Below are 20095 nucleotides of genomic sequence, written 5' to 3' on the forward strand. Positions count from 1 at the left end.
TTATGCTGATTGAAGCTAGACACTTATTCAAAAGTTATGACCAAAATCAAGAACAAACAATCATCAAAGATTTGTCGCTCCAAATTGACCAAGGTGAATTTCTTGCTATCATGGGGCCTTCTGGCTGTGGAAAATCCACCCTGCTCAATCTCTTATCAACCATTGACCAGCCCGACTCGGGAGAGATTCTCTATCAAGGGCAAGCCATCCAGCAGATGCCAGCTAGTCGCTTAGACCAATTACGCCGACGGGAATTTGGCTTTGTCTTTCAAGAGGCGACCTTTCTCAAGCACCTAAATATCCTGGACAATATCTGCCTGCCAAGCCTAATTGGTAGCAGTAAAAAGGAGAGGCAGGCTAGCTATCAAAAGGCCCTGGAACTGATGGAAATTACAGGTATCAAGGAAGTAGCCCAGAGGCAAATTCATCAGGTCTCTGGCGGACAACTGCAAAGAGCAGGAATCTGTCGAGCCCTTATCAACCAACCCCAACTGATCTTTGCGGATGAGCCGACTGGTGCCCTCAACTCCCAAGCTAGTCAAGATGCTATGAAATTGATGAGGCACTTCCACCAACAAGGAAGTAGTGTCTTTCTGGTTACCCACGATGCTCACGTTGCTAGCTATGCTCAAAAGGTCCTTTTGATTGTCGATGGCCAAATTCAAAAAGAGGTTCTCTTTGAAGCCAAGGCAAACCTAGAAGAAAGGCAAGACACTTTAAGGGCTCAACTAGTCGCTCTAGGGATTTAAAAGCAAAACTTGCTAGTAGAAAAGCCTCGGATCGGACTGGCTCAAAAAAAGCATTCTGTGGTATAATAGTCAAAAATAGAAATCTACTAGCAAGGACAAATTATGACACCCCAAGAATTTTACCAGACCTTAGAGGAGCAGGGCCTCCCCTTGACCGACCAGCAAAAAGCGCAATTTGAACGCTATTTTGAGCTCTTGGTCGAGTGGAATCAAAAAATCAATCTGACCGCCATCACCGAAAAAAATGAGGTTTATCTCAAGCATTTTTACGATTCCTTGGCGCCGATTTTGCAGGGACTGATAAAAAACGAAAAGGTCAAACTGCTTGATATTGGAGCAGGGGCAGGCTTTCCCAGCCTTCCCATGAAAATCCTTTTTCCCGAGCTAGACGTCACCATTATCGATTCGCTCAACAAGCGTATCAACTTTCTCAATCTTCTGGCAGAAGAACTGGGGTTGGAAAAGGTCCATTTTCATCATGGTCGCGCAGAAGATTTTGCCCAGGACAAGGCCTTTCGGGCCCAGTTTGATTTGGTCACGGCCCGCGCTGTAGCCCGCATGCAGGTGCTAGCTGAATTGACCATTCCCTATCTAAAAGTCGGTGGCCAGCTCCTGGCCCTCAAGGCTAGTAACGCCCCCGAGGAATTACTAGAAGCCAAAAATGCCCTCACCCTCCTCTTTAGCAAGGTCGAGGACAATATCAGCTATCAGCTGCCCAACGGCGATCCTCGCTACATAACAGTCGTCATCAAGAAAAAAGAAACCCCCAACAAGTATCCCAGAAAAGCCGGCCTGCCCAATAAAAGACCCTTGTAGGTACTGCTTACCAGACCAAAAAGGAGAACTATGTTTTCAAGTGAAAAAGTAAATACAGGTAGACAAGTGGAGCTAGACATTGCTCGCGGACTAGCAGTTTTGTTTATGATTTTTATTCACGCTCAAGAAAACTTGGCTAATCAAGCCGTCCAAGAAAGCCTGTTTGGACAATTCAATGATTTCGTTGGAACAGTACCAGCTGCACCCGTTTTTATGTTTTTAATGGGTCTAGGAATTGTCTATTCTCGAAAAAACGACCCCGCCACCTACTACAAGCGTGGGGCTCTTTTATTTCTATCGGGTTTTATTCTCAATGTTCTCTGCGGATTTTTACCAAATCTCGTTCAAGCCTTTCTGTCCCCACAATCCTCCCAAACCTTTCTCACACAAGCTATCATGAATTTATTTGAAATAGATATTTTGCCCTTTGCAGGTCTTGCCATGATAACGTTTGGGCTTATCAAGCAATTTAATCTAAAAAATTACCATGTTGCTTTCTTAGCTTTGGGATTTGGTCTTTTAAATTTCCTTATTTCACCACTTGTTCCTTCAAATCCTATTCTTGCAACCTTTCTCGGTCTCTTTTGGGGAACCAATTCCTTATCTTATTTCCCCTTTCTGAGCTGGATTTTTTACCCTTTAGTCGGTTACCTTTTTGGCAACCTCCTCATCCGTTGCACCAATAAAAATCGCTTTTATAGGCTAGTCGCAGCATCTTCTATTCTCTTCTATTCTCTTCTATTTCCTAGCTTCTTATCTTTTTTACAATGTTCTGAAACTCCAGCATGGATTATCTAGCGACTATGCTTACTATCATCACCATTTGGCAGATAATCTGGTTTTTACTAGCATGGTTCTAATCGAGCTGGCCCTGCTCCATTTTCTAGCTAGCTACCTTCCTCACTTCCTTCATTCGACTATCATTCGTTGGAGCAGAAACGTAACCACTATTTATTTCATTCATTGGATTATTCTCGCCTGGTTTGAAGTGTTCTTCCCTAGCTCCAGTGCCAACCTCAATTTATCTCCATTCCTTCTTTTACTCATTTTTGTTGTTTTGACCAGCGATTTCCTATCTAACTTCTATCAAAAAAGGAAGCCAATAAATATCCATAAATAAAAATCAAAAAAACGCAGTTTCCTGCGTTTTTCTTTATTCAAAGCTACTTTTCTTCAGTTGAGCAATCCTTTGCCTATAAGCCCAAGCAAAACGTCCAAAAAAGAAGACGAAAAACATGAGATAGCTAGCAGTTACAAACATGACAGCAGCCGCAAGGCCATTATAGCTCAAAAACTGTAGTCCTTTAAAATAAGAAACGAAAGCAAGCGGTAGCGGAGCAAAAGTAAATAACAAATGAGTATAATAGATTGGTTTTAATTGCTGGATTTGTGAGGGCAGGTCTGTGTAAATCTTGAACTCATCCGCTTTAGCTGGCCGCCGAAGATAGGCTTTTCCTTGAGGCTGCGCAACCAAATCAACATCCAAATCTTGCAGAAAATTCAAAAATTCTTGCCGCTCCTACTGACTGAACAGACTTTTCCAAGGATTGCTAGGAAAGTCGACTTTATACTGATAGGATTGCTCATCTTGCTCAAAATAATAATAGCTATTCTTACAATCAATCAATTTGAAACCTTGCGCTCCTAATTCATTCAACCAGTCTTCCTCTTTAATATAAGCAAGAAATAGCTTAAAAATCTTCCTAACATCTGATTTCCTCACCCCTCACAGACCTGCGCTGCTTTTAGTTCTTTCATTCTCCTACTATAGGCGATTAGTAAACGAATGCTAAGAATGAGAACGATTAGAAAGATAAGGCTACTAACCACTAAGGCCCAGAAAGCAGGACTAAATGGTGGAATAAAAACGATAAGCTGGAGGATTACCATTAGCAGGAAAACCACCGTCGAATAAGTAGACACTAAAATCGGTGTTCGTGCTAGCTTAATCTGCTTGATTTGTGAGTCAAGGTCGCTATAGAGCTCAAAGTCGCCTTCTGCAGCCGGGCGTGCCAGATAAGCACGACCTAAATAAGTAGCAACAACTGTGACGCCTGTACTTTCCAAAAATTCCAGATAGGCCTTTTTATCTAAGTCTTTCCAGTTATTAGCAATAGCAATCTTGTACTGATAGCGCCCTTGTTGACTCGGCTCAAAATAATATTTCCCGCCCTTGTAGCCCACGAGAGCATAGCCTTCTTGGCTCATTTGATTGAGCCAGGCTTCCTCTTTAGTAAAATCATAAAAGGCTTTACGAACAACTTTCATCATCAGGACTCCTTTCCATAAGCGGCTGCATGCTGCAGCAATTCCTCTAAACGACTGATTTCACTGGCCAGAACTTCTCGGCCCAAGTCTGTCAATACATACTCTTTCTTGCCCTTGGTACGAACATGGCCAATCTGCTCAATCCACTTTTTTTCAGTCAAAGTGGACAAGGCACCGTAGAGGGTTCCCGGCCCTAGCTTGACCCTGCTTGCAGTCAAGTCATCAATGGACTGCATAATGCCATAGCCATGAGTAGGTTTTCGAAGAACCAAGAGAATGTAAAAGACTGCCTCAGTCAGGGCTCCTGGTCCGCCCTTTTTAGCCATTTTATCAACCCCTTTCAGTTTATATCGTCTGACGATATATCGCTTTATGTAATAATTATATCGCTAACCGATATAGTTGTCAAGAGATTTTATATCGTTAGACGATATATTTTTTGAAGAATTAAAAAAACTTTCCTGTCAGGAAAAGACAAACTCCAGAACTTGAAAAATAAAAAGAATGATTAGAGCTTCTAATAAAGATAGATCTAATCATTCGCTTTTGGTCAGGGCCCAATCTTTTATCAAGGGCTCTTAATATCTGATTTTTTCAGGATGAACCATTTTATATAAGGAAAAACCACCGTCCAAATTTTTAACCTTATATCCTTCCTCTCTTAAAATCCGCTCAGCTATATAAGAGCGCAGACCGCTATGGCAGGAAAGAATATAGTCTTTCTCCTTATCCAACTCAGCCAGTCTATCCCTTAGCTGGTCCAAGGGGATGGACATGAAATCTTTGAACTGGCCATTTTTGAATTCTGCTGGATTTCTTACATCTAAAAGAATTTTCCCAGCTGCCAACTCCTCTTCTAATTCGTACCATTGAATCGTTTGACTAAGCCCTTCTGCGATATTGCTAGCCACATAACCAAGCATATTGACAGGGTCCTTGGCTGAGCCAAAAGGTGGGGCATAGGCTAGCTCTAACTCAGGCAAATCATGAATTTTGAGTCCTGCCTTGATTGCAGTAGCAAGGACATCTATTCTCTTGTCAACTCCTTTTTCTCCGACCACCTGGGCTCCATAAATCTTACCATCGTTTGGTGAAAAAATCAGTTTGAGAGTCATATCTTTAGCTTGAGGATAGTAGGCTGCATGGTCTTTTCCACTGATATGAAGAACCTTATAGGGATACTGAAGACTTTTCAAGGTCTTTTCATTAAGACCGGTAGCGGCTGCTACAAGATTAAAAACCTTAACGATTGCCGTTCCAATAGAGCCTGCATTTAATCTTTCAAGTCCAGCAATCACATCAGCAACCTGCCTTCCCTGGCGATTGGCCGGTGAAGCTAGGGAGATGAGAGCATCCTGCTTACTTATTTCTTGCTTGACAAGGATGGCATCACCGACTGCATAAATATTGTCAATCGAGGTCTGATAATGTTCATCAACTAAAATTCCCCCTCTAAATCCCAGTTTAATTCCAGCCTTCCTTGCTAATTGACTGTCTGGTCTGACTCCCACTGAAATAAGGGTCAAGTCACTCTCCAGATAATCACCATTAGAAAGAAGCAGAGATTGACCAGCATTTTCAAATGCTTTTAAAGAGTGGCCTGTAAGGACTTGAACGCCATTCTTTCTTAATTCTTCTTCGACAAATACCGCCATTTCAGGGTCAAGACTAGCTAGGACATGGGGAGCTTGTTCTAAAATCGTTACCTTAAGTCCTTTTAGAGCCAAGTTTTCTGCCATTTCTAGTCCGATAAAGCCCCCTCCAAGTACGGTAGCCTTTTGATTTTTGGAGCTAGATAATTTTTGAATAAGCTGATCGAGATCGGGAACCGTACGGAGTGTATAAACATTCTTTGCCTCTCCTATCCCTTCTAAATCAGGAATAAGAGGCTCTGCACCTGTTGAAAGAATCAATTTATCATAGCCTTCCCTAAAAATACCCCGGTCTGATTTGACGACTACTTCTTGTTTATCCGAATCGATTTCCACTACCTCATGATTTGGGAAAACATCTAGCCTAAATCTCCTATGTAAACTTTCAGGGCTTTGGAGCAATAAAGAAGCCCGCTTCTCAATCTTTCCTGACACATGGTAGGGAAGGCCACAATTAGCAAAGGAGACATAGGGCCCCTTATCAAAGACGACAATTTCTGCGTCTTCCATTAGCCTGCGTAAGCGAGTTGCGGCAGACATCCCTCCAGCAACACCACCGACAATAACAATTTTCATCACTTTCCCTCCTTAATCGGACCGGTCCAAGCATTCATGCCGCCAGAAACATTTGTAACCCGATAACCCTTATCTCTTAAAAAACGACTGGCCCGCTGACTTCTCATGCCAGATTGACAAATCACTAGGTAATCCTTATCCTTGTCCCCATGGAAGTCATCCAACTGACTAAGTGGTTGGTTGATGGCTTGGGGAATGTGACCATTTAAGAATTCTTGGCGCTCTCGAACATCTAGCAGCAAGCTATTCTTCCTTTTGAGTAGCGCTGGGAGTTCCGAAATGGCTAGGTTCTTGGAGCCTGAAAAAAGACCGGAAAATACTTGTTTAAACATAGGACACCTCCTTTATATACCCCTGTGGGTATATAAAGTTTATCAAATCAGGACTAGCTTTGTCAAATTTTAGAATTGACTTTTACCACTTATCGTTGTATGATATGGAATATGAAAACAGATAAAAAAGATATGATAAATCGCCTCAAGCGCGCAGAAGGCCAACTGCGTGGCATCCAAAAGATGATTGATGAAGAACAAGAATGTATTGATATCGTCACGCAACTAAGTGCCGTCCGCTCCAGTATCAACAGTTTGATGGGCTTGGCTATTGCAAAAAAGATAGAGGAATGTTTTGAAAACCCTTCTGAAAATCTTGAAGAACAAGAAGAACGCCTCCAAGAAGCCATTAAACTAATTATCAAAAAATAGGACTAAATTTAAAATTTTCAAATCCGTTCACTATCCGCTACCAAGCACCTAGGCCCCAAGTTTTTCACTTTGGGGCCTTTCTAATATTTAAAACTTGGCAGTCAAACCTCAAAACCAAGTTAGTAAAGATTCTCAACATCCCCCACGGGGTATACTCCTAGTCAATAGAGAAAATAAAATCCCCCGCAAGAAGACTAACTTACGGGAGACAAAAGGTAGCAGAGCAATTTTAGATTTTAGTAAAATTTATAGACCAACTCATCAACTCATCGCCAAGGGTTGTAAAAACGACCTTGATTGAGCCAAAAGAGCAAAAAGCAGGTGGCCAATAAACCCAAGGCTAGACCAATAATTAGAAAGTCCAAGCCAGACAAGGCCTGATAGCTATACCAGGTCCGCTTCTTGTTTTTCCCAAAGCGCCGGAGCTCCATGGCCGTAGAAATCGTATCAATTCGTGCTAGCGAGCTAAAAATCAAGGGGGTGATAATCTGTAAGTTCCCCTTGACTCGCTGGAGGAGCTTGGCCTTCTTGGAAAGCTCAATCCCCCGCGCCTCCTGGGACATTTTAATCAGATAAAATTCCTCCTGCAAGTCTGGAATATAGCGCAGGGTCAAACTGACCGAATAAGCTATCTTGTAAGGGAGACCCAGCTGATTCATGCTAGAGGCAAACTGACTGGGCTGGGTGGTCATCAAAAAGATAATGGCCATGGGAATGGTTGAGACGTATTTCAAGAGGAGGTTAAAGAGGTAAAAAAGCTCCTGCCAGGTTAGATTATAGGCTCCCCAGCCCTTAAACAGGAGGGTCTTGGCCCCATAAATATCCACTGCATACTGGGGGGCAAAGAGATAGACCATCAGCAGATTGAGGAGGGCAAAGGCCACTGCAAATAGGAGAACAAAAGAAACATCTCGATAACGAATCTGTGAAACCCTTAAAAGCACCAGGGATAAAAGAGCAATTCCTAGTAGGAGGCGGGTATCGTAACTAATCATGGCCGTAATAGAAACGATGAGGAAAAAGAGGAGCTTGCTGGCACCAGATAGGTTATGAATAAAGCTAGTACCTGGGTGGTAGCCAATCATCTTCTTATCTTCAAACATGGGTCTTTCCCCTCTCTCTCATATAAAAATCAGTTAAGTCCAAGGGATTTAGTCCTAGCTTTCTAGCCAAGCTAAAAATGGAGGTCTCCTTGAGATTGGCGGCAGCCAGGAGTTCCTGGTTGGTCAAGACCTCTACTGGACTTTGATCGGCCAAAATCCGACCATCTGCCACTACAAGGGCCCGGTCTGAATAATCCAGCATCAGCTGCATATCATGGGTAATCATGATAATGGTATGGCCTTCTCGATTGAGCTGGTCTAAAAAGTCCATGATTTCCTGGTAATTACGCTGGTCCTGGCCAGCTGTTGGCTCATCCAGTAGGATAATCTCTGGATTGAGGACCAGGATAGAAGCGATGGTTACCCTCTTTTTCTGCCCAAAAGAGAGGGCAGAGATAGGCCACTTCCGAAACTCATAGAGACCGCAGGTCTTTAGAACGGCAAGGACCCGCTCCTCAATCTCACTTTCAGCCACCCCTCGTAGGCGCAAGCCCAGAGCCACCTCATCGAAAATCATGGTCGTAGAAATCATCTGATTGGGATTTTGCAGGACATAGCCAATCCGCTCAGCCCGCTCCTTAATCGAATCTTCCTTTATATCCTGGCCCTGCCAACTATAGCTTCCCTGGGTCCTGATAAAACGGCAAAGGGCCTTGGCCAGGGTTGATTTACCTGCCCCATTTTTACCGACAATGGCTATTCTTTCCCCCTTGCCAATTTTCAAATCAATAGCATCTAGAACCTTTTTTTCTCCATAAGAAAAGGAGACATCGGTCAATTCAAAGAGGGGTTCTCCTCTTTCTTTTAAGGGGATTTTTGAACTTTCAAGACTTAAGTCGAGCTTGGGCAAGTCCAATTCTTCTAAGTTTGCTAGCTGCTTGAGACCTGTCAGAGATAGGCCCAGCTCTTTTAAGGTCGTCAAATAAAGGGGCTCACGAATTCCATTTTCAGCCAAGAGCGAGCCCTTTAATAGGTCGTCAGGCCGACCATCAAAGAGAATTCGGCCATCGTTAATCAAAACGATTCGATCTACCTGCCGGTAAAGAACATCCTCCAAGCGATGCTCAATGATAATGGTGCTTGTATGTCCCTCTTGATGTAGCTGATCAATCAAGTCAATAATATCTTGTCCTGACTTAGGATCTAGGTTGGCCAAGGGTTCATCAAAGAGCAAAATTGGACTTTCATCAATCAGAACACCTGCTAGACTGACCCTCTGCTTCTGCCCACCAGACAAATCCTGGGGCCGATGCTCTAAGAGCTGCTTGAGGTCCAACTTCTCTGCCCAGTGGTTAATTTTTTCCCGCATCCTCGCTAGAGGCTCTACATCATTTTCCAAAGCAAAGGCCAGGTCTTCAGCCACACTAAGACCGATAAATTGACCATCGGTATCCTGTAAGACCGTACTGACCTGATTGGACTTATCATAAATCGTTTGCTCAAAAGCGGGCTTGCCTTGGATTAAAAACTGGCCCTGGGCCTGACCCTTGTAAATATGAGGAATAATCCCATTGAGACATTGCCCTAGGGTAGACTTGCCCGAGCCAGAAGGCCCAACAATTAACACCTTCTCCCCCTCATAAATAGTCAGGTTAATATCCTTTAAAGTCGGCTCACTCTGGGCCTGATATTGAAAACTAAAATCTTTAAATTGAATAATTGCTTTGTTCATAGAATTACTTTATAAGGCCAGGGCGATTTGCACCGCCAGATTGGCCACCTTGTCCTTGGCTTCTAGGTCTGCATGGTTGGAAAGATTACGTATATCCCAACTTTCGACCGTTAAATAATCAGCCGCATAGAAAAACTGACAGACCTCAATCTCCCGGAAAAGAGCCAGGGCCGCAACTGCTGAGCACTCCATATCCACACAAAGGGCTCCGGCCTCCTTACGAGCCAGCATTTTCTGAGCGGTCTCACGATAGACACCATCAGTGGTCCAGACCTTGCCCACTGAATAAGAAATCCCCTTGTCCTTCAAAAAGGAGACCAGGAAATCTTCCAGACCTTGATTGACCACCACCTCATCAGAAGCTGGTAGATAGTGATAGCTAGTCCCCTCATCACGAAGGGCGCTAGTTGGAATGATAATAGAGGTTTCCTTAATATCCTGGTCCAGAACACCACAGGTACCAAAGAGCACCAACTGTTTCATTCCCAAGACAATCAAATCCTCCAAGATAGCCACACAGGCTGAGGCTCCCACAGGGGCATTAAAGAGGGCTAGGGCTTGGCCTTCCAGTTCAATCTGATAGATAGGAATCTCTATATTAGCCATGGATGTTGTAGCAATCCTTCGGTGGTCAAAGTCAGCCAGCATCCGCGCAAAGGTCTCCCTAGCAAAACAGGCCACCACTTTTTGAGGAAAACCAGGAAGCGGGCTCTGCAAATCTTGAGGATTGATAATGGCATTTTTGTTGGGGTCAAATTCAGTCAGTAACATCCGGTCCCTCTCTTTCTCTAGTCCTTCTATTGTATCATAAAAAGGCAGGGGCCAGACCCCTGCCTTTATAGTTTCTGGATAAGTAGACCTATAGCTTTTTACTATAAGTCAGACCGCCCTTGCTTACTGAACTGTCATTTTCTAGGACCAAGAATTCCTTACTGAGAACAAGCTCTTTTGTCCTCTCAAGATAACTTGTGAAATGCAGAGTCTGACGGTGCTGCTCATAGGCTGCTTCATCCTGATAGATTTCAAAAAAATACCAGCGTTTGGGCTCTTGCTTATCAACTAGGGCATAGAGGGCCAGGACACCTCTTTCTTTATCCAGAGCCTGCTGCATTTGGTCTGTGATCAGGCTCTGAAAGGCTAGCTCATGCTTGGGGTCAATTTCAAGCATGGCCAATCTAAGTAAAAAATCATCCTCCTTCAACCAGCTCCCTGCCTCCAATTTTTCTGCCAAAAAGACCGGTTCCAGCTCATAAGCCTCTTTTTCTTTTAGGAGGGGGCCTGCCTTTTTGATAAAGGCCTTATATTGAGGAGAGGCTAAATGAAGCTCATAGGCTTCCCTATCTTGATAAATCTCAAAAGCATAGGCTAGGTCCGGCTTATCCTTTAAATGAGTCGCAAACATGGCTAGGGTCCCTAGCTCCCTCTCCTGGGAGAGGGTCAGATTCTCTCTTCCGATTTCCTTAAATAAAGCAAGGTCTTTTCGAGCCAAACCTAGACGAAACAAATGGACCAGGGGCTTTTTAGTCATGTCCTTCCTCCTTAAGCAATAATTTTTGGATATTGCCTGCAAAAATCGCAGCTTCTTCCTCTGGTCTAAGGGCCAGGGAACGAAGGGCAGCCTCAATCACCTGACTGGCTCCAGCCGGGGCAATTCCCAAGGGAGTATCTGTCCCAAAAAGAACCTTATCTAAACCAAAATAATCCAGGGTTAAGGCAAGGGCCTTGGGATTTCCTAAAATGGCCGTATCGACATAGAACTTACGAAAGTCGGCTGCCAATTGCTCAGGCAAAATATAACGAATCCGCCCGGCAAAAAAGGAATCATAGCCCCCGCATGATGGACAATAATCTTCAAGTCAGGAAAATCCTGAAAAATTCCAGCCTCAACCAACTGTAACATGGCCTGACTCAGCTCATATTCCCAAGAAAAAGGATATTATTATCTGGCTTACGCTCATCAAAAATAGGGTGGAGCCAAATAGGAAGTTTCAAGCGAGCACAAGTAGCAAAAATCACTTTAAAGGCTGGATCGGCAATGCTTCTTCCTAGAGCCCTGGTAAAGAGTTGGACACCGCAGAGTTCCTTAACCCCTGCAAGTTCTTCCAAAATCTCCTGGGCCGCCTCCAGATGATTTAGGGGAATCATGCCCACCCCTGCCAAAAACATATCCTGGTTGGCCTTGACTAGCTCCGCCAACTCTTGATTGGCTAGGCGACAAAGACGAGCAGCCTCTGGAGCAGCCACATAGCCCTCAGGGTTGATATTGACCGAGGACACTATCTGCTGGCTACGACCATCCCAGAAACGGCGGCGTTCCTTCATATCCAGTAAATGGGGATGCTGGATAAAGGGAAACATTTGCGGTAAGGCCGGCTCGATTTCCAGCATTTGCTGATAAAAATCTTTTAATAAAACATGGGCAAAAACATCAATCACTTGAGTCATCTTCTTTCCTTTCTACCTAGACTTTAGCTAGTCACTACTAGCATTCCTAGACCAATGCTTATCTTTTTTGATTCTACCATATTTTTTAATAATTTTTCTTATCTACCATTGGATAGAGGAGGGAGACTACCTAAAAGTCGCATAAGTAAAATGGAACTAGGAAAAGTCAGATTTAGCTTCTTTCCCTAGTTTGCAAGCATCAGAAAAGACATGAAACCAAGCCTTCTATACCTGGGATTTCATGTCTTTGGACTCATCTGAAACTTGTCTTCCAGCCCCGAAGTAGACGGGAAAGCAGCATGCTTACTTTTTCTTTTTAGCCTTGTAGGGCGAGCTAAGTTCAAAAGAAAACTGGTATTCGACCTTCTGGTCCTTTTCAGAATCCTTGACGCTATACTTAAGACTATAGGCATACCTTTTGGCCGCATTGTACTTGCGCTTGAGGGTAATGGTCGCAGTGGCTGAATCTGATAGACCATAGTCCTTTCTGATTTGCTTGAGATTTTCCGACTGTTTGTCTTCCAGATAGCTGATTTCTAGAATATCTGCATCTGGTTTTTTGGCACTATTTTTTACATCCAATTGGCCCAGATAGTTCCTAGTTAGATTGAGACGGTCAAAAAGTGGTTGGTAGTCCTCTAATTTTTGACTATACTTTTCATCCTTATAAAGACTCCCCTTTTGATACCAGACATAGCTACTATGATCTACCAGATTGATTTTCCCCACATAGCCATTGTCAGTTAGCTTTAAATCAAGCTGGTAGTTGCTTAACTGCTTTAGGCTCTTACTATCCTTTATATCTGTTGTGGCCTGCTCGGTCACTGCCACATAAGCCTTGTCCTTGATTTTTTTATCGGTAAAGAGGGCAAAGACAGGCTCTAAATCCTCTTCCAGTTGGGCTTGCTTCTCGCTTCTCTTGATATCCACTTCCTGTTGAGCACTACAAGCTCCCAGCAAGACCAAAAGAGCTAGACTCAGACCTAGTAAGGAAAAACTTAATAATCGTTTTTTCATCATTCATACCTCTATTACTAATTTTCTTTTTGGAGACTCTGATGCTTAAAGACACTCTACCTTCCATTTTATCACAAAAAAACCTGACCTTCTTTCTCTTTTTGCCAAAAAAGAACACTTTGATTAGCCTTGTCCAGATGTCGCCTGATAAGACCCTCATTCTTAATAAATATATAGAAAAAAGCCAGATTAGCTCTAGCTTTTTCATATTTAATTGGCAACCAAGTCATCCAAGGTCTCACCAATAAGGGCCAAGCGCTCAAGGACTTGGTCACGGGTCAATTGGTGCTCAGCAACATAGCGATTGCGGGGGTGGACACGACATTCATGCGAACAGCCACGGAGGTACTTGTGCTCATTTTCTTCAGAAGCCAAAATTCGACGGTTACAGAAAGGATTGCCACAGTTGACATAGCGCTCACAAGGTGTCCCGTCAAACCAGTCTTTTCCGATGACGCGAGGATCTACATGGTTAATATCAACAGCAATCCGCTCATCAAAGACATACATCTTACCGTCCCAGAGCTCTCCTTGCACTTCAGGGTCTTTCCCATAGGTTGCAATGCCACCATGAAGTTGGCCGACATCCTTGTAGCCTTCACGTACCATCCAGCCAGAAAACTTCTCACAGCGGACCCCACCTGTACAGTAGACCACGACCCGCTTGTCCATAAATTGTTCCTTGTTATCACGGACCCATTGTGGCAGTTCGCGGAAGTTGCGAATATCTGGACGGATAGCCCCCCGGAAGTGGCCCAAATCGTACTCATAGTCATTACGAGTATCTAAAACAACTGTATCTTCATCCAAGAGAGCTTCCTTAAATTCCTTAGGCGAAAGATAGGCACCTGTCGTTTCCAAAGGATTGATGTCATCATCAAAATCATTGTCCTCCAGACCCAGATGGACAATTTCCTTTTTATAACGGACAAACATCTTCTTAAATGCTTGCTCCTCTTCCTCATCAATCTTGAACCACAAATCTTCCATACCAGGTAGACTGTGAACGTAGTCCATGTATTTTTGAGTGGTTTCATAGTCACCAGAAACAGTACCATTGATACCTTCATCAGCCACCAAAATCCGACCCTTGAGGCCAATCGACTTACAAAAGGCTAAATGATCAGCTGCAAACTTTTCAGCATTCTCAATCGGTAGGTATTTGTAGTAAAGTAGGACGCGAATATCTTTTGCCATAAGATTTCAACTCTCTTTTCTATATAAAATTGTCAGAATTTATAATTCATCACTTCATTATACTCCTCAACAAAGCCAACTGGCAATTTTTTTGACTGGAAATTTAAAAAGGCTCAAGACAAAAGTCTCGAGCTTCTACGAAATATTGAAATTCAGGCTTGACTTTTGCTCTCAAAAATCAACTAATCTTTTTTCAAACTACCTGTTTGAGTCTGGGTCCGCGCATAAGCCAAGAGAAGAAGAGTTCCCGCAACTCCGACAGTCAGACCGTTACTGAGGGTAGCTACCAAGCCTTGGGCAAAAACCTTGTTCACCGGTTCCTTATAGATTAAGATGTCTCCAATTGGAGCGACTACAAGCCAAACCAAAGCATTGGCTACAAATTGAACCAGATTAAATTTCAAGATTTCCTTGCTAGAAAAATTCCCCTGTCTAAGCTGAATTTGGTTTTTAAGCAGGCCAACAAAGAGGCCAAATAAACCACTGGCCAGCACCCAACTCCACCAGGGGCTACCGTATTGCAGAGCATCCTTGACTGCATGGCCAATAAAACCCGTTAACAAGCCGACCAAGGGACCAAAAATCAGAGCAAAGAGGGCCTGCAAGGCATATTGTAATTGGATACTGGTATTGGGAACAGGAGTCGGGATACTAATCATCCCAATCACTACAAACAAGGCCGCTCCAATTCCTGTTGCAACAACATTTTTAATAGAATTATCCTTCATTTTATCACTCTCCTAGCTTAGTTTTCAATGCGCTTGATTTCGATATGCCACTGGGCCCCAACTCCTACATTGTAGGCCTTGGCGAAAGAACCCTGGTTGATAGCCAGACCGACCCGATAAAGCGAGTTGATATAAAGAATGGGCTGACCAATCCTAACATCGGCAAAGGACTTGCCATAGGTCACCTGATTTTGATAGACCAGCATATCGTTATTGTAGATGGTGACCTCAAAACGTTGACCAAATTCTGGTTTCAGGGCTGTAAATTCTTCTCGGGTAATCGAAGTCCAAAGGGAACCAAAGCGAACATCTAGGATATCAACCGCTCCACGAACGAGATTTTCCTCAAAGACCGTATCGACCACTTGCAACTCAACAATGCCCTCTACCGGAAGTTCTGGCCCCACCTCTTCAAAGCTAATGTGGCCGCTGGCTAGCTTAGCTCCTGTATAGGCATAGACATCGCGTCCGTGGAAGGTATAGGAATGCTCGGTATCCTTCCGACGATTGACGACCTCAGAGATTTCACGTACAGCCTGGATACCCACATGCTTTTTAATAAAGGAAAGGGTCCCATTATCAGGGGTGACAATATACTGATTAGTTGCGGTCAGGGCCACAACGCTCTTGCGACTAGAGCCAACTCCTGGATCGACAACAGAGACAAAGGTTGTCCCTTCTGGCCAATAGTTGATAGTCTGAAAGAGCCGGTAGCCCCCCTCAAAAATATTATAAGGGGTAATTTCATGGGTTAAATGGTGGATGTCTAGCGTCGACGATTCGACCTTGGCAACCCCAATCATAGCTGAAACAGCTCCATCAACCAAGCCAAAGTCTGATTGTAGAACTAATAAATTATTACTCATTTTTATCCTTCCTAGGAAAGTTGATTGTTGGGCTAGGGAGAGGCGACCGTACCAGAACCAATCAGGTCTAGTAAGTTCTCTTATGATGCCTTTTTCCTACCCCAGTCTAACTTCTATCATATCAAAAAGCCCGATTTTTCTCTAATTGCTCTTAACTATAGCCTGTTATAGCTAAAAGAAAAGGGGACCGGAGGTCCTCCCGAAAAGGAAGTCCATCCGCCCCTGTTCTTATCAGCCAAGCTAGAAGCAAAAAGCTAATTTTATTCTTTTTAGAAGGCTACCACTCCAGTAGCAGCCTCTCCATTTTAATCCTCCTGATCTTAATCCTCCTGGTCTTGCTCCAGCTTTTTAGGCTTTAAAAAAATATATTTGGAGATTAGAGAGCCTAGTAGGGCTCCAATTGCTCCACTAATCAGGACCGAAAGCAGAAAACTAGAAATCGTTCTAGCATCGGTCGGCAAGAGGACATGATTGATATAATCAGACGATTTTCCCCTGGCTACAAGACTAGCAATATAACTATCACGCGCCAACCACATGAGCAAAATCGGACCTGTCGTCACAAAGGAAAAACAAAGCATGGATAGTTGGTTGTAAACCTTCTTCTGATAAGAACCCAAGTAGGCCAGACCATCAGCCAAGAGACCAAAAATCAAACCTGGCAAGAGGGCTAGATAGATATGGCCGGTCAGCAAAAAGAAAGAGCCCATCAAAAGCCCAACCAGACTAATGGCTCCAAAACGGGCAATGCGAGGAACAAAGTAAAAATAGGGAATCGCACCAAAAATCGCTGTCAGAGCCGGGGCATAAATCTTGGCCCCCGACTGGTCTACAAAACGGCTGAGCAGGGCTGCTAATGTCATCATTAAAAAGTAACTTAGGGCAAAAAGGGCCGTTTGTTTACTCGTTTCTTTTGTCATTTCTAACCTCATCTTTATCTTACTGGCTCCATTATAGCATGATTTGAAGCTACTGTATAGACTTGGACAAGCCTTACGCAAAAGTCTTTTCACAGCTTGAACTCCTTTTTAAGATTAGGGCTGCAAAGATAAAAACTCGCCCCAAAAGCTGCTAAATAGGCTTTGGGACGAGTTTTAAAGTTGCATCAGGCTACTTATGGCTGAGTTTTTTTGTCAGGAAGTCACCGACAAATTGGATAATAAAGATTAGTAAAATAATTACCAAGGTTGCTGTAAAGGTGACATCATTATTAAAACGTTGATAACCGTAGGAAATGGCCACATTACCGATTCCGCCAGCTCCGACAGCTCCCGCCATGGCTGTTTCACCAACCAGGGAAATCAAGGTAACTGTTGTCACCCGAATCAAATCAGGCAGACCCTCGCTTAGATAAACCCAGACAATGTCCCAGAAGGTTGCGCCTGAGGCCTGGGCAGCCTCAATCACACCACCATCCAACTCAGCTAGCACCACCTGAACCTGCCGAGCAAAGAAGGCAAAGACCGCAAAGGAGAGGGGCACCAGGGCCGCATTTGGTCCAATTCCTGTTCCGACAATGGCCTTGGAGAAGGGAGAGAGGAGGGCCAGAAGGATGATAAAGGGAATGGCCCTAAAAATCGAGGTCAGCTTATCTAAAATCCAGTAGAGAACCCGATTCTCCAAGACTCCCCCTGGAGCTGTCAAGACCAGAAAGAGACCAGTCACCAGTCCTAAAAGTCCACCGATTAGAAAGGAGACAAAGGTCATATAGAGGGTCAGATAAATAGCCGTTCCCCAGCCAGCCTGACCCGACCAGCCCATCTTATAAACATTTGGTAAAAATTCCTTGATAAAGTCTAATACTGCTTGCACTCTTATTCGCCTCCTTTAAGAACCTTAATGGCTACATTGGCTGCCGCCAGTCCTTCTTTTGCTGCCTGCAACTGCTCTGGACTTCCCGACAGGATACCGACTAGTTCTCCGACCGGGGTGGTGTCTAGAATTTCAATATTACCAAAGAGAATATTGGCCGATACACCAAAGCTCTTATACAAGTCATTGACAATGGCAGTATCCGTCGTTGCTCCAGAATACTTGAGATGAACCAGAATACTATCCTCAGGTAGGTTCTTGACAATATTTTGCCGGTAGATTTTAACCAAAGCTTCGTCAATTCCTGTCGCTGTGGTAATAAAGTCCTGGGTCAAGTCATTTTTAGGATTGGAGAAAATATCTAAGACTGATCCTTCTTCAATCAACTGTCCATCCTGCATGACTGCCACTCGATTAGCAATATCCTTGACAATCTGCATCTCATGAGTAATGAGCACCACTGTCAAGCCTAGGTCCCGATTCAGCTCTTGAAGGAGCCCTAAAATTTCCTTGGTCGTTTTAGGATCCAGGGCCGAGGTAGATTCGTCAGAAATCAAGATTTTAGGGTCATTAGCCAGGGCCCGGGCAATGGCGACCCGCTGCTTTTGACCACCCGATAGTTGGGAGGGGTAGTTTTCAGCCCTTTCAGCCAAGCCCACTTTTTCGAGTAGGGCCTGGACCTTGGCTTCCTTTTCCTCCTTAGTCATATCCGCATGCTTGAGAGCAAAGGCGACATTTTCCCGAGCGGTCTTTTGGTTCATCAGATTAAAATGCTGGAAAATCATCCCAATCTGACGCCGTTTCTGCCGCAAGCCTTCTGCTGTCAGCTGAATTTTCCCTTGATCAAACAGGAGGTCTCCGTCCACTGTAATCTGGCCGGCAGTTGGGACCTGTAAAAGGTTGACCACTCTGACCAGGGTGGACTTACCAGCCCCTGAATAACCAACAATTCCATAAATATCCCCTGGATTGATATGGATACTGGTATCCTTTACGGCCTGAATCGTCCGTTTTTTCTGATGAAAGGTCACATCAATATGATCTAGTTTAATAATTGGATGAGTCATAACTTGCGATTATCTCCTCTATTAGTTCAATATGGGTGTAGTAGTCTGCAATTTTAACATTTTCGTCGCCACCATGATCTCGGCTATTGGGATTTCCTATCCCAAAGGCCGCAATCGGTGCTTCCAAGGCTTCAAAGACAGTGTGCATGGGCCCAGTTCCTGCGGTTGTCGGCAAGACTGAGACTCCAGCTGGATAGAAATTTTTAGCGATTTCAATCACATTTAGAATGGATGGTGCGCTCATATCAGAGCGATAACTCTTCTCACCCAAGGTATAGATGAGCTCCACCTTATCAAAACCATTCTTATGCAACTGCCTCTCAATCTTATTTAGTACATCCTTAGGCTCTAAGCCCGGTACTAAACGTACTTCCATTTTGGCAAAGGCTGCCGCCGGTAAAATGGTCTTAACCCCCTTACCCTGATAGCCTGTTCCCATCCCCTCAATATTCAGGGCCGGTTCAAAATAAAAACGTCTGAGAAAGTCTTTCCGGTCTTTAACCAAGAGTGGGAGCTCCAAACCATAGATTCGCTGAAGTTCCTTATAGTCCCCATTGACATAGGTCTCCAGAAGCTCCATTTCCCTTTGATTGGGCTCTTTAATCTCCTCATATAGGCCATCAACCAAGAGGCGACCGTCGCTCGCTCTTAAACTAGCTAGGGCGTTTAGCAGATACCAGGAAGCTGAGTCGATAACCCCCCCAAAACTGGAGTGAATATCCACGTCTGCACTCTTTACCACCATATCAAAGGTCACAATTCCCTTATTCCCGCCTGAGATTTCCAGACGACCACTTGCATCGGTCCGTCCCTGCTCCCAGACCAGAAGGTCCGCTCCGCGCAGGTGCTTACGATGTCTTTTAAGGTATTTGTCCAGGTCAGTTGAGGCTGATTCCTCTGCCCCTTCAATAATAAAGGTGATATTGACTGGTAAATCGCCCATCCGCTTCAAATATCTACGGACGGCTGTCAAACGAGCTGTGATATGGCCCTTGTCATCATCCACTCCCCGGCCATAGATATGACCATAATGGACAGAAAGGGTAAAAGGAGCCTCCGTCCAAGGTTGGTCATCATCTGCTGGGACCGTATCATAATGATGGTAAAAAATAATGGTCTTAGCCTTGGGATTGGACGATTTAAATTCAGCAATAACAAAGGGAGCCGTGTAGGCATCATCGATTTGGACCTTGGCCCCTGCTGCTGTAAAAATTTCTCCCAAATAGTGAGCCACCTCATAGAGGCCTACCTGCTGGGCAAAGACTGACTTCTTAGCAATCAGGGTTCGCAAAACCTCAAAATAATGCTGGGTAACTTCATCTGTCTGGAATTTCTCAATCTGCTCTTGCTCTGTTGCAAAAACCATAAAAGCTTCACTTTCTCCTATACATTTAATAGCAAAATCGGAGCTGAAACACAGGGC

At 44.1% G+C, this 20095-nt stretch carries 22 protein-coding genes and 1 pseudogene; 4 read left to right on the top strand and 19 right to left on the bottom strand.

All coding sequences use genetic code 11. The features are described from left to right. Nucleotides 1-2 precede the first annotated feature (2 nt). From C4K46_RS02250 to C4K46_RS02260, 3 genes are all read left to right on the top strand, one after another. Entirely contained in the window at nt 3-749 is a 747-nt protein-coding gene (locus C4K46_RS02250; RefSeq protein WP_209626928.1) for an ABC transporter ATP-binding protein, read from the top strand. A 102-nt stretch (nt 750-851) separates the two neighbouring features. Continuing rightward, entirely contained in the window at nt 852-1565 is a 714-nt protein-coding gene (gene rsmG, locus C4K46_RS02255) for a 16S rRNA (guanine(527)-N(7))-methyltransferase RsmG (RefSeq protein WP_209626930.1), read from the top strand. A gap of 30 nt (nt 1566-1595) precedes the next feature. Then, nucleotides 1596-2363 carry a heparan-alpha-glucosaminide N-acetyltransferase domain-containing protein gene (locus C4K46_RS02260; protein WP_209626932.1) on the top strand — a complete coding sequence of 256 codons (768 nt, stop codon included), beginning with the start codon at nt 1596-1598 and terminating at the stop codon, nt 2361-2363. A 355-nt stretch (nt 2364-2718) separates the two neighbouring features. On the opposite strand, the gene C4K46_RS02265 is transcribed toward C4K46_RS02260, so the two are convergent. The 6 genes from C4K46_RS02265 to C4K46_RS02290 all read right to left on the bottom strand — a co-directional run bounded on the left by C4K46_RS02265 (nt 2719) and on the right by C4K46_RS02290 (nt 6393). Further along, nucleotides 2719-3069, bottom strand: a complete 351-nt coding sequence (locus C4K46_RS02265; protein ID WP_209626934.1) for a hypothetical protein — start codon at nt 3067-3069, stop codon at nt 2719-2721. A 15-nt stretch (nt 3070-3084) separates the two neighbouring features. Then, nucleotides 3085-3288, bottom strand: coding sequence for a DUF2812 domain-containing protein (locus C4K46_RS10695; RefSeq protein ID WP_420853764.1), 204 nt, complete (start codon nt 3286-3288; stop codon nt 3085-3087). Further along, entirely contained in the window at nt 3285-3836 is a 552-nt protein-coding gene (locus C4K46_RS02275) for a DUF2812 domain-containing protein (protein ID WP_209626941.1), read from the bottom strand. Before C4K46_RS02275 ends, C4K46_RS10695 begins: the two co-directional genes overlap by 4 nt. Then, nucleotides 3836-4159 carry a PadR family transcriptional regulator gene (locus C4K46_RS02280; RefSeq protein ID WP_209626943.1) on the bottom strand — a complete coding sequence of 108 codons (324 nt, stop codon included), beginning with the start codon at nt 4157-4159 and terminating at the stop codon, nt 3836-3838. Before C4K46_RS02280 ends, C4K46_RS02275 begins: the two co-directional genes overlap by 1 nt. Before the next feature lie 252 nt (nt 4160-4411). Continuing rightward, complete coding sequence (locus C4K46_RS02285; protein WP_209626944.1) at nt 4412-6061, bottom strand: FAD-dependent oxidoreductase; 1650 nt, start codon at nt 6059-6061, stop codon at nt 4412-4414. Then, nucleotides 6061-6393: a rhodanese-like domain-containing protein gene (locus tag C4K46_RS02290; RefSeq protein WP_209626946.1), complete on the bottom strand. Its 333-nt coding sequence runs from the start codon at nt 6391-6393 to the stop codon at nt 6061-6063. Before C4K46_RS02290 ends, C4K46_RS02285 begins: the two co-directional genes overlap by 1 nt. Before the next feature lie 111 nt (nt 6394-6504). On the opposite strand from C4K46_RS02290, the gene C4K46_RS02295 reads away from it, so the two are divergent. Next, nucleotides 6505-6765, top strand: coding sequence for a metal-sensitive transcriptional regulator (locus C4K46_RS02295; protein WP_209626948.1), 261 nt, complete (start codon nt 6505-6507; stop codon nt 6763-6765). Between the two features lie 266 nt (nt 6766-7031). Here the strand turns inward: C4K46_RS02295 and C4K46_RS02300 are convergent, their stop codons facing one another. From C4K46_RS02300 to C4K46_RS02360, 13 genes and pseudogenes are all read right to left on the bottom strand, one after another. Next, nucleotides 7032-7868, bottom strand: coding sequence for an energy-coupling factor transporter transmembrane component T family protein (locus tag C4K46_RS02300; protein ID WP_209626950.1), 837 nt, complete (start codon nt 7866-7868; stop codon nt 7032-7034). Next, nucleotides 7861-9540, bottom strand: a complete 1680-nt coding sequence (locus C4K46_RS02305; protein WP_209626952.1) for an ABC transporter ATP-binding protein — start codon at nt 9538-9540, stop codon at nt 7861-7863. The genes C4K46_RS02300 and C4K46_RS02305 overlap by 8 nt, the downstream gene beginning before the upstream one ends. A 9-nt stretch (nt 9541-9549) precedes the next feature. Continuing rightward, the gene (locus C4K46_RS02310) at nt 9550-10311 is read right to left on the bottom strand and encodes a nucleoside phosphorylase (RefSeq protein ID WP_209626954.1); all 762 of its coding nucleotides are present in this window, start codon (nt 10309-10311) and stop codon (nt 9550-9552) included. A gap of 88 nt (nt 10312-10399) precedes the next feature. Beyond that, nucleotides 10400-11068, bottom strand: a complete 669-nt coding sequence (locus tag C4K46_RS02315) for a putative quinol monooxygenase (RefSeq protein WP_209626956.1) — start codon at nt 11066-11068, stop codon at nt 10400-10402. Beyond that, nucleotides 11061-11985 (bottom strand): annotated as a pseudogene (locus tag C4K46_RS02320) (amidohydrolase family protein). The gene C4K46_RS02315 and the pseudogene C4K46_RS02320 overlap by 8 nt, the downstream one beginning before the upstream one ends. 303 nt (nt 11986-12288) lie before the next feature. After that, nucleotides 12289-13005 carry a hypothetical protein gene (locus tag C4K46_RS02325; protein ID WP_209626958.1) on the bottom strand — a complete coding sequence of 239 codons (717 nt, stop codon included), beginning with the start codon at nt 13003-13005 and terminating at the stop codon, nt 12289-12291. 207 nt (nt 13006-13212) lie between these two features. Then, entirely contained in the window at nt 13213-14199 is a 987-nt protein-coding gene (gene trhO, locus C4K46_RS02330) for an oxygen-dependent tRNA uridine(34) hydroxylase TrhO (RefSeq protein WP_209626960.1), read from the bottom strand. Between the two features lie 182 nt (nt 14200-14381). After that, complete coding sequence (locus tag C4K46_RS02335; RefSeq protein WP_209626962.1) at nt 14382-14927, bottom strand: ECF-type riboflavin transporter substrate-binding protein; 546 nt, start codon at nt 14925-14927, stop codon at nt 14382-14384. 17 nt (nt 14928-14944) lie between these two features. Continuing rightward, a complete protein-coding gene (locus C4K46_RS02340; RefSeq protein WP_209626964.1) occupies nt 14945-15793 on the bottom strand; it encodes an SAM hydrolase/SAM-dependent halogenase family protein in 849 nt (282 codons plus the stop codon). Nucleotides 15794-16113: 320 nt separating this feature from the next. Further along, complete coding sequence (locus C4K46_RS02345) at nt 16114-16713, bottom strand: MptD family putative ECF transporter S component (RefSeq protein WP_245335105.1); 600 nt, start codon at nt 16711-16713, stop codon at nt 16114-16116. Between the two features lie 190 nt (nt 16714-16903). Further along, nucleotides 16904-17554 (bottom strand): methionine ABC transporter permease, encoded by a 651-nt coding sequence (locus tag C4K46_RS02350; protein ID WP_209627128.1) that lies wholly within the window; start codon nt 17552-17554, stop codon nt 16904-16906. A gap of 53 nt (nt 17555-17607) precedes the next feature. Beyond that, nucleotides 17608-18672 (bottom strand): methionine ABC transporter ATP-binding protein, encoded by a 1065-nt coding sequence (locus C4K46_RS02355; RefSeq protein WP_209626968.1) that lies wholly within the window; start codon nt 18670-18672, stop codon nt 17608-17610. Continuing rightward, nucleotides 18653-20038 (bottom strand): M20/M25/M40 family metallo-hydrolase, encoded by a 1386-nt coding sequence (locus C4K46_RS02360; protein ID WP_209626970.1) that lies wholly within the window; start codon nt 20036-20038, stop codon nt 18653-18655. Before C4K46_RS02360 ends, C4K46_RS02355 begins: the two co-directional genes overlap by 20 nt. Between the last annotated feature and the right edge of the window lie 57 nt (nt 20039-20095).

The sequence above is a fragment of the Streptococcus oricebi genome, from assembly GCF_017883985.1.
GTDB classification, from domain to species: Bacteria; Bacillota; Bacilli; order Lactobacillales; family Streptococcaceae; genus Streptococcus; species Streptococcus oricebi.

Coding starts and splice junctions, on each gene's coding strand:
- C4K46_RS02300 (WP_209626950.1), bottom strand. CDS start 7,868: ATGTTTGAAGATAAGAAGATGATTGGCTACCACCCAGGTACTAGCTTT.
- C4K46_RS02360 (WP_209626970.1), bottom strand. CDS start 20,038: ATGGTTTTTGCAACAGAGCAAGAGCAGATTGAGAAATTCCAGACAGAT.
- C4K46_RS02350 (WP_209627128.1), bottom strand. CDS start 17,554: ATGGGCTGGTCGGGTCAGGCTGGCTGGGGAACGGCTATTTATCTGACC.
- C4K46_RS02250 (WP_209626928.1), top strand. CDS start 3: ATGCTGATTGAAGCTAGACACTTATTCAAAAGTTATGACCAAAATCAA.
- C4K46_RS02340 (WP_209626964.1), bottom strand. CDS start 15,793: ATGAGTAATAATTTATTAGTTCTACAATCAGACTTTGGCTTGGTTGAT.
- C4K46_RS02305 (WP_209626952.1), bottom strand. CDS start 9,540: ATGAACAAAGCAATTATTCAATTTAAAGATTTTAGTTTTCAATATCAG.
- C4K46_RS02290 (WP_209626946.1), bottom strand. CDS start 6,393: ATGTTTAAACAAGTATTTTCCGGTCTTTTTTCAGGCTCCAAGAACCTA.
- C4K46_RS02315 (WP_209626956.1), bottom strand. CDS start 11,068: ATGACTAAAAAGCCCCTGGTCCATTTGTTTCGTCTAGGTTTGGCTCGA.
- trhO (WP_209626960.1), bottom strand. CDS start 14,199: ATGGCAAAAGATATTCGCGTCCTACTTTACTACAAATACCTACCGATT.
- C4K46_RS02310 (WP_209626954.1), bottom strand. CDS start 10,311: ATGTTACTGACTGAATTTGACCCCAACAAAAATGCCATTATCAATCCT.
- C4K46_RS02355 (WP_209626968.1), bottom strand. CDS start 18,672: ATGACTCATCCAATTATTAAACTAGATCATATTGATGTGACCTTTCAT.
- rsmG (WP_209626930.1), top strand. CDS start 852: ATGACACCCCAAGAATTTTACCAGACCTTAGAGGAGCAGGGCCTCCCC.
- C4K46_RS02335 (WP_209626962.1), bottom strand. CDS start 14,927: ATGAAGGATAATTCTATTAAAAATGTTGTTGCAACAGGAATTGGAGCG.
- C4K46_RS02275 (WP_209626941.1), bottom strand. CDS start 3,836: ATGATGAAAGTTGTTCGTAAAGCCTTTTATGATTTTACTAAAGAGGAA.
- C4K46_RS02280 (WP_209626943.1), bottom strand. CDS start 4,159: ATGGCTAAAAAGGGCGGACCAGGAGCCCTGACTGAGGCAGTCTTTTAC.
- C4K46_RS02260 (WP_209626932.1), top strand. CDS start 1,596: ATGTTTTCAAGTGAAAAAGTAAATACAGGTAGACAAGTGGAGCTAGAC.
- C4K46_RS02285 (WP_209626944.1), bottom strand. CDS start 6,061: ATGAAAATTGTTATTGTCGGTGGTGTTGCTGGAGGGATGTCTGCCGCA.
- C4K46_RS02345 (WP_245335105.1), bottom strand. CDS start 16,713: ATGACAAAAGAAACGAGTAAACAAACGGCCCTTTTTGCCCTAAGTTAC.
- C4K46_RS02295 (WP_209626948.1), top strand. CDS start 6,505: ATGAAAACAGATAAAAAAGATATGATAAATCGCCTCAAGCGCGCAGAA.
- C4K46_RS02325 (WP_209626958.1), bottom strand. CDS start 13,005: ATGATGAAAAAACGATTATTAAGTTTTTCCTTACTAGGTCTGAGTCTA.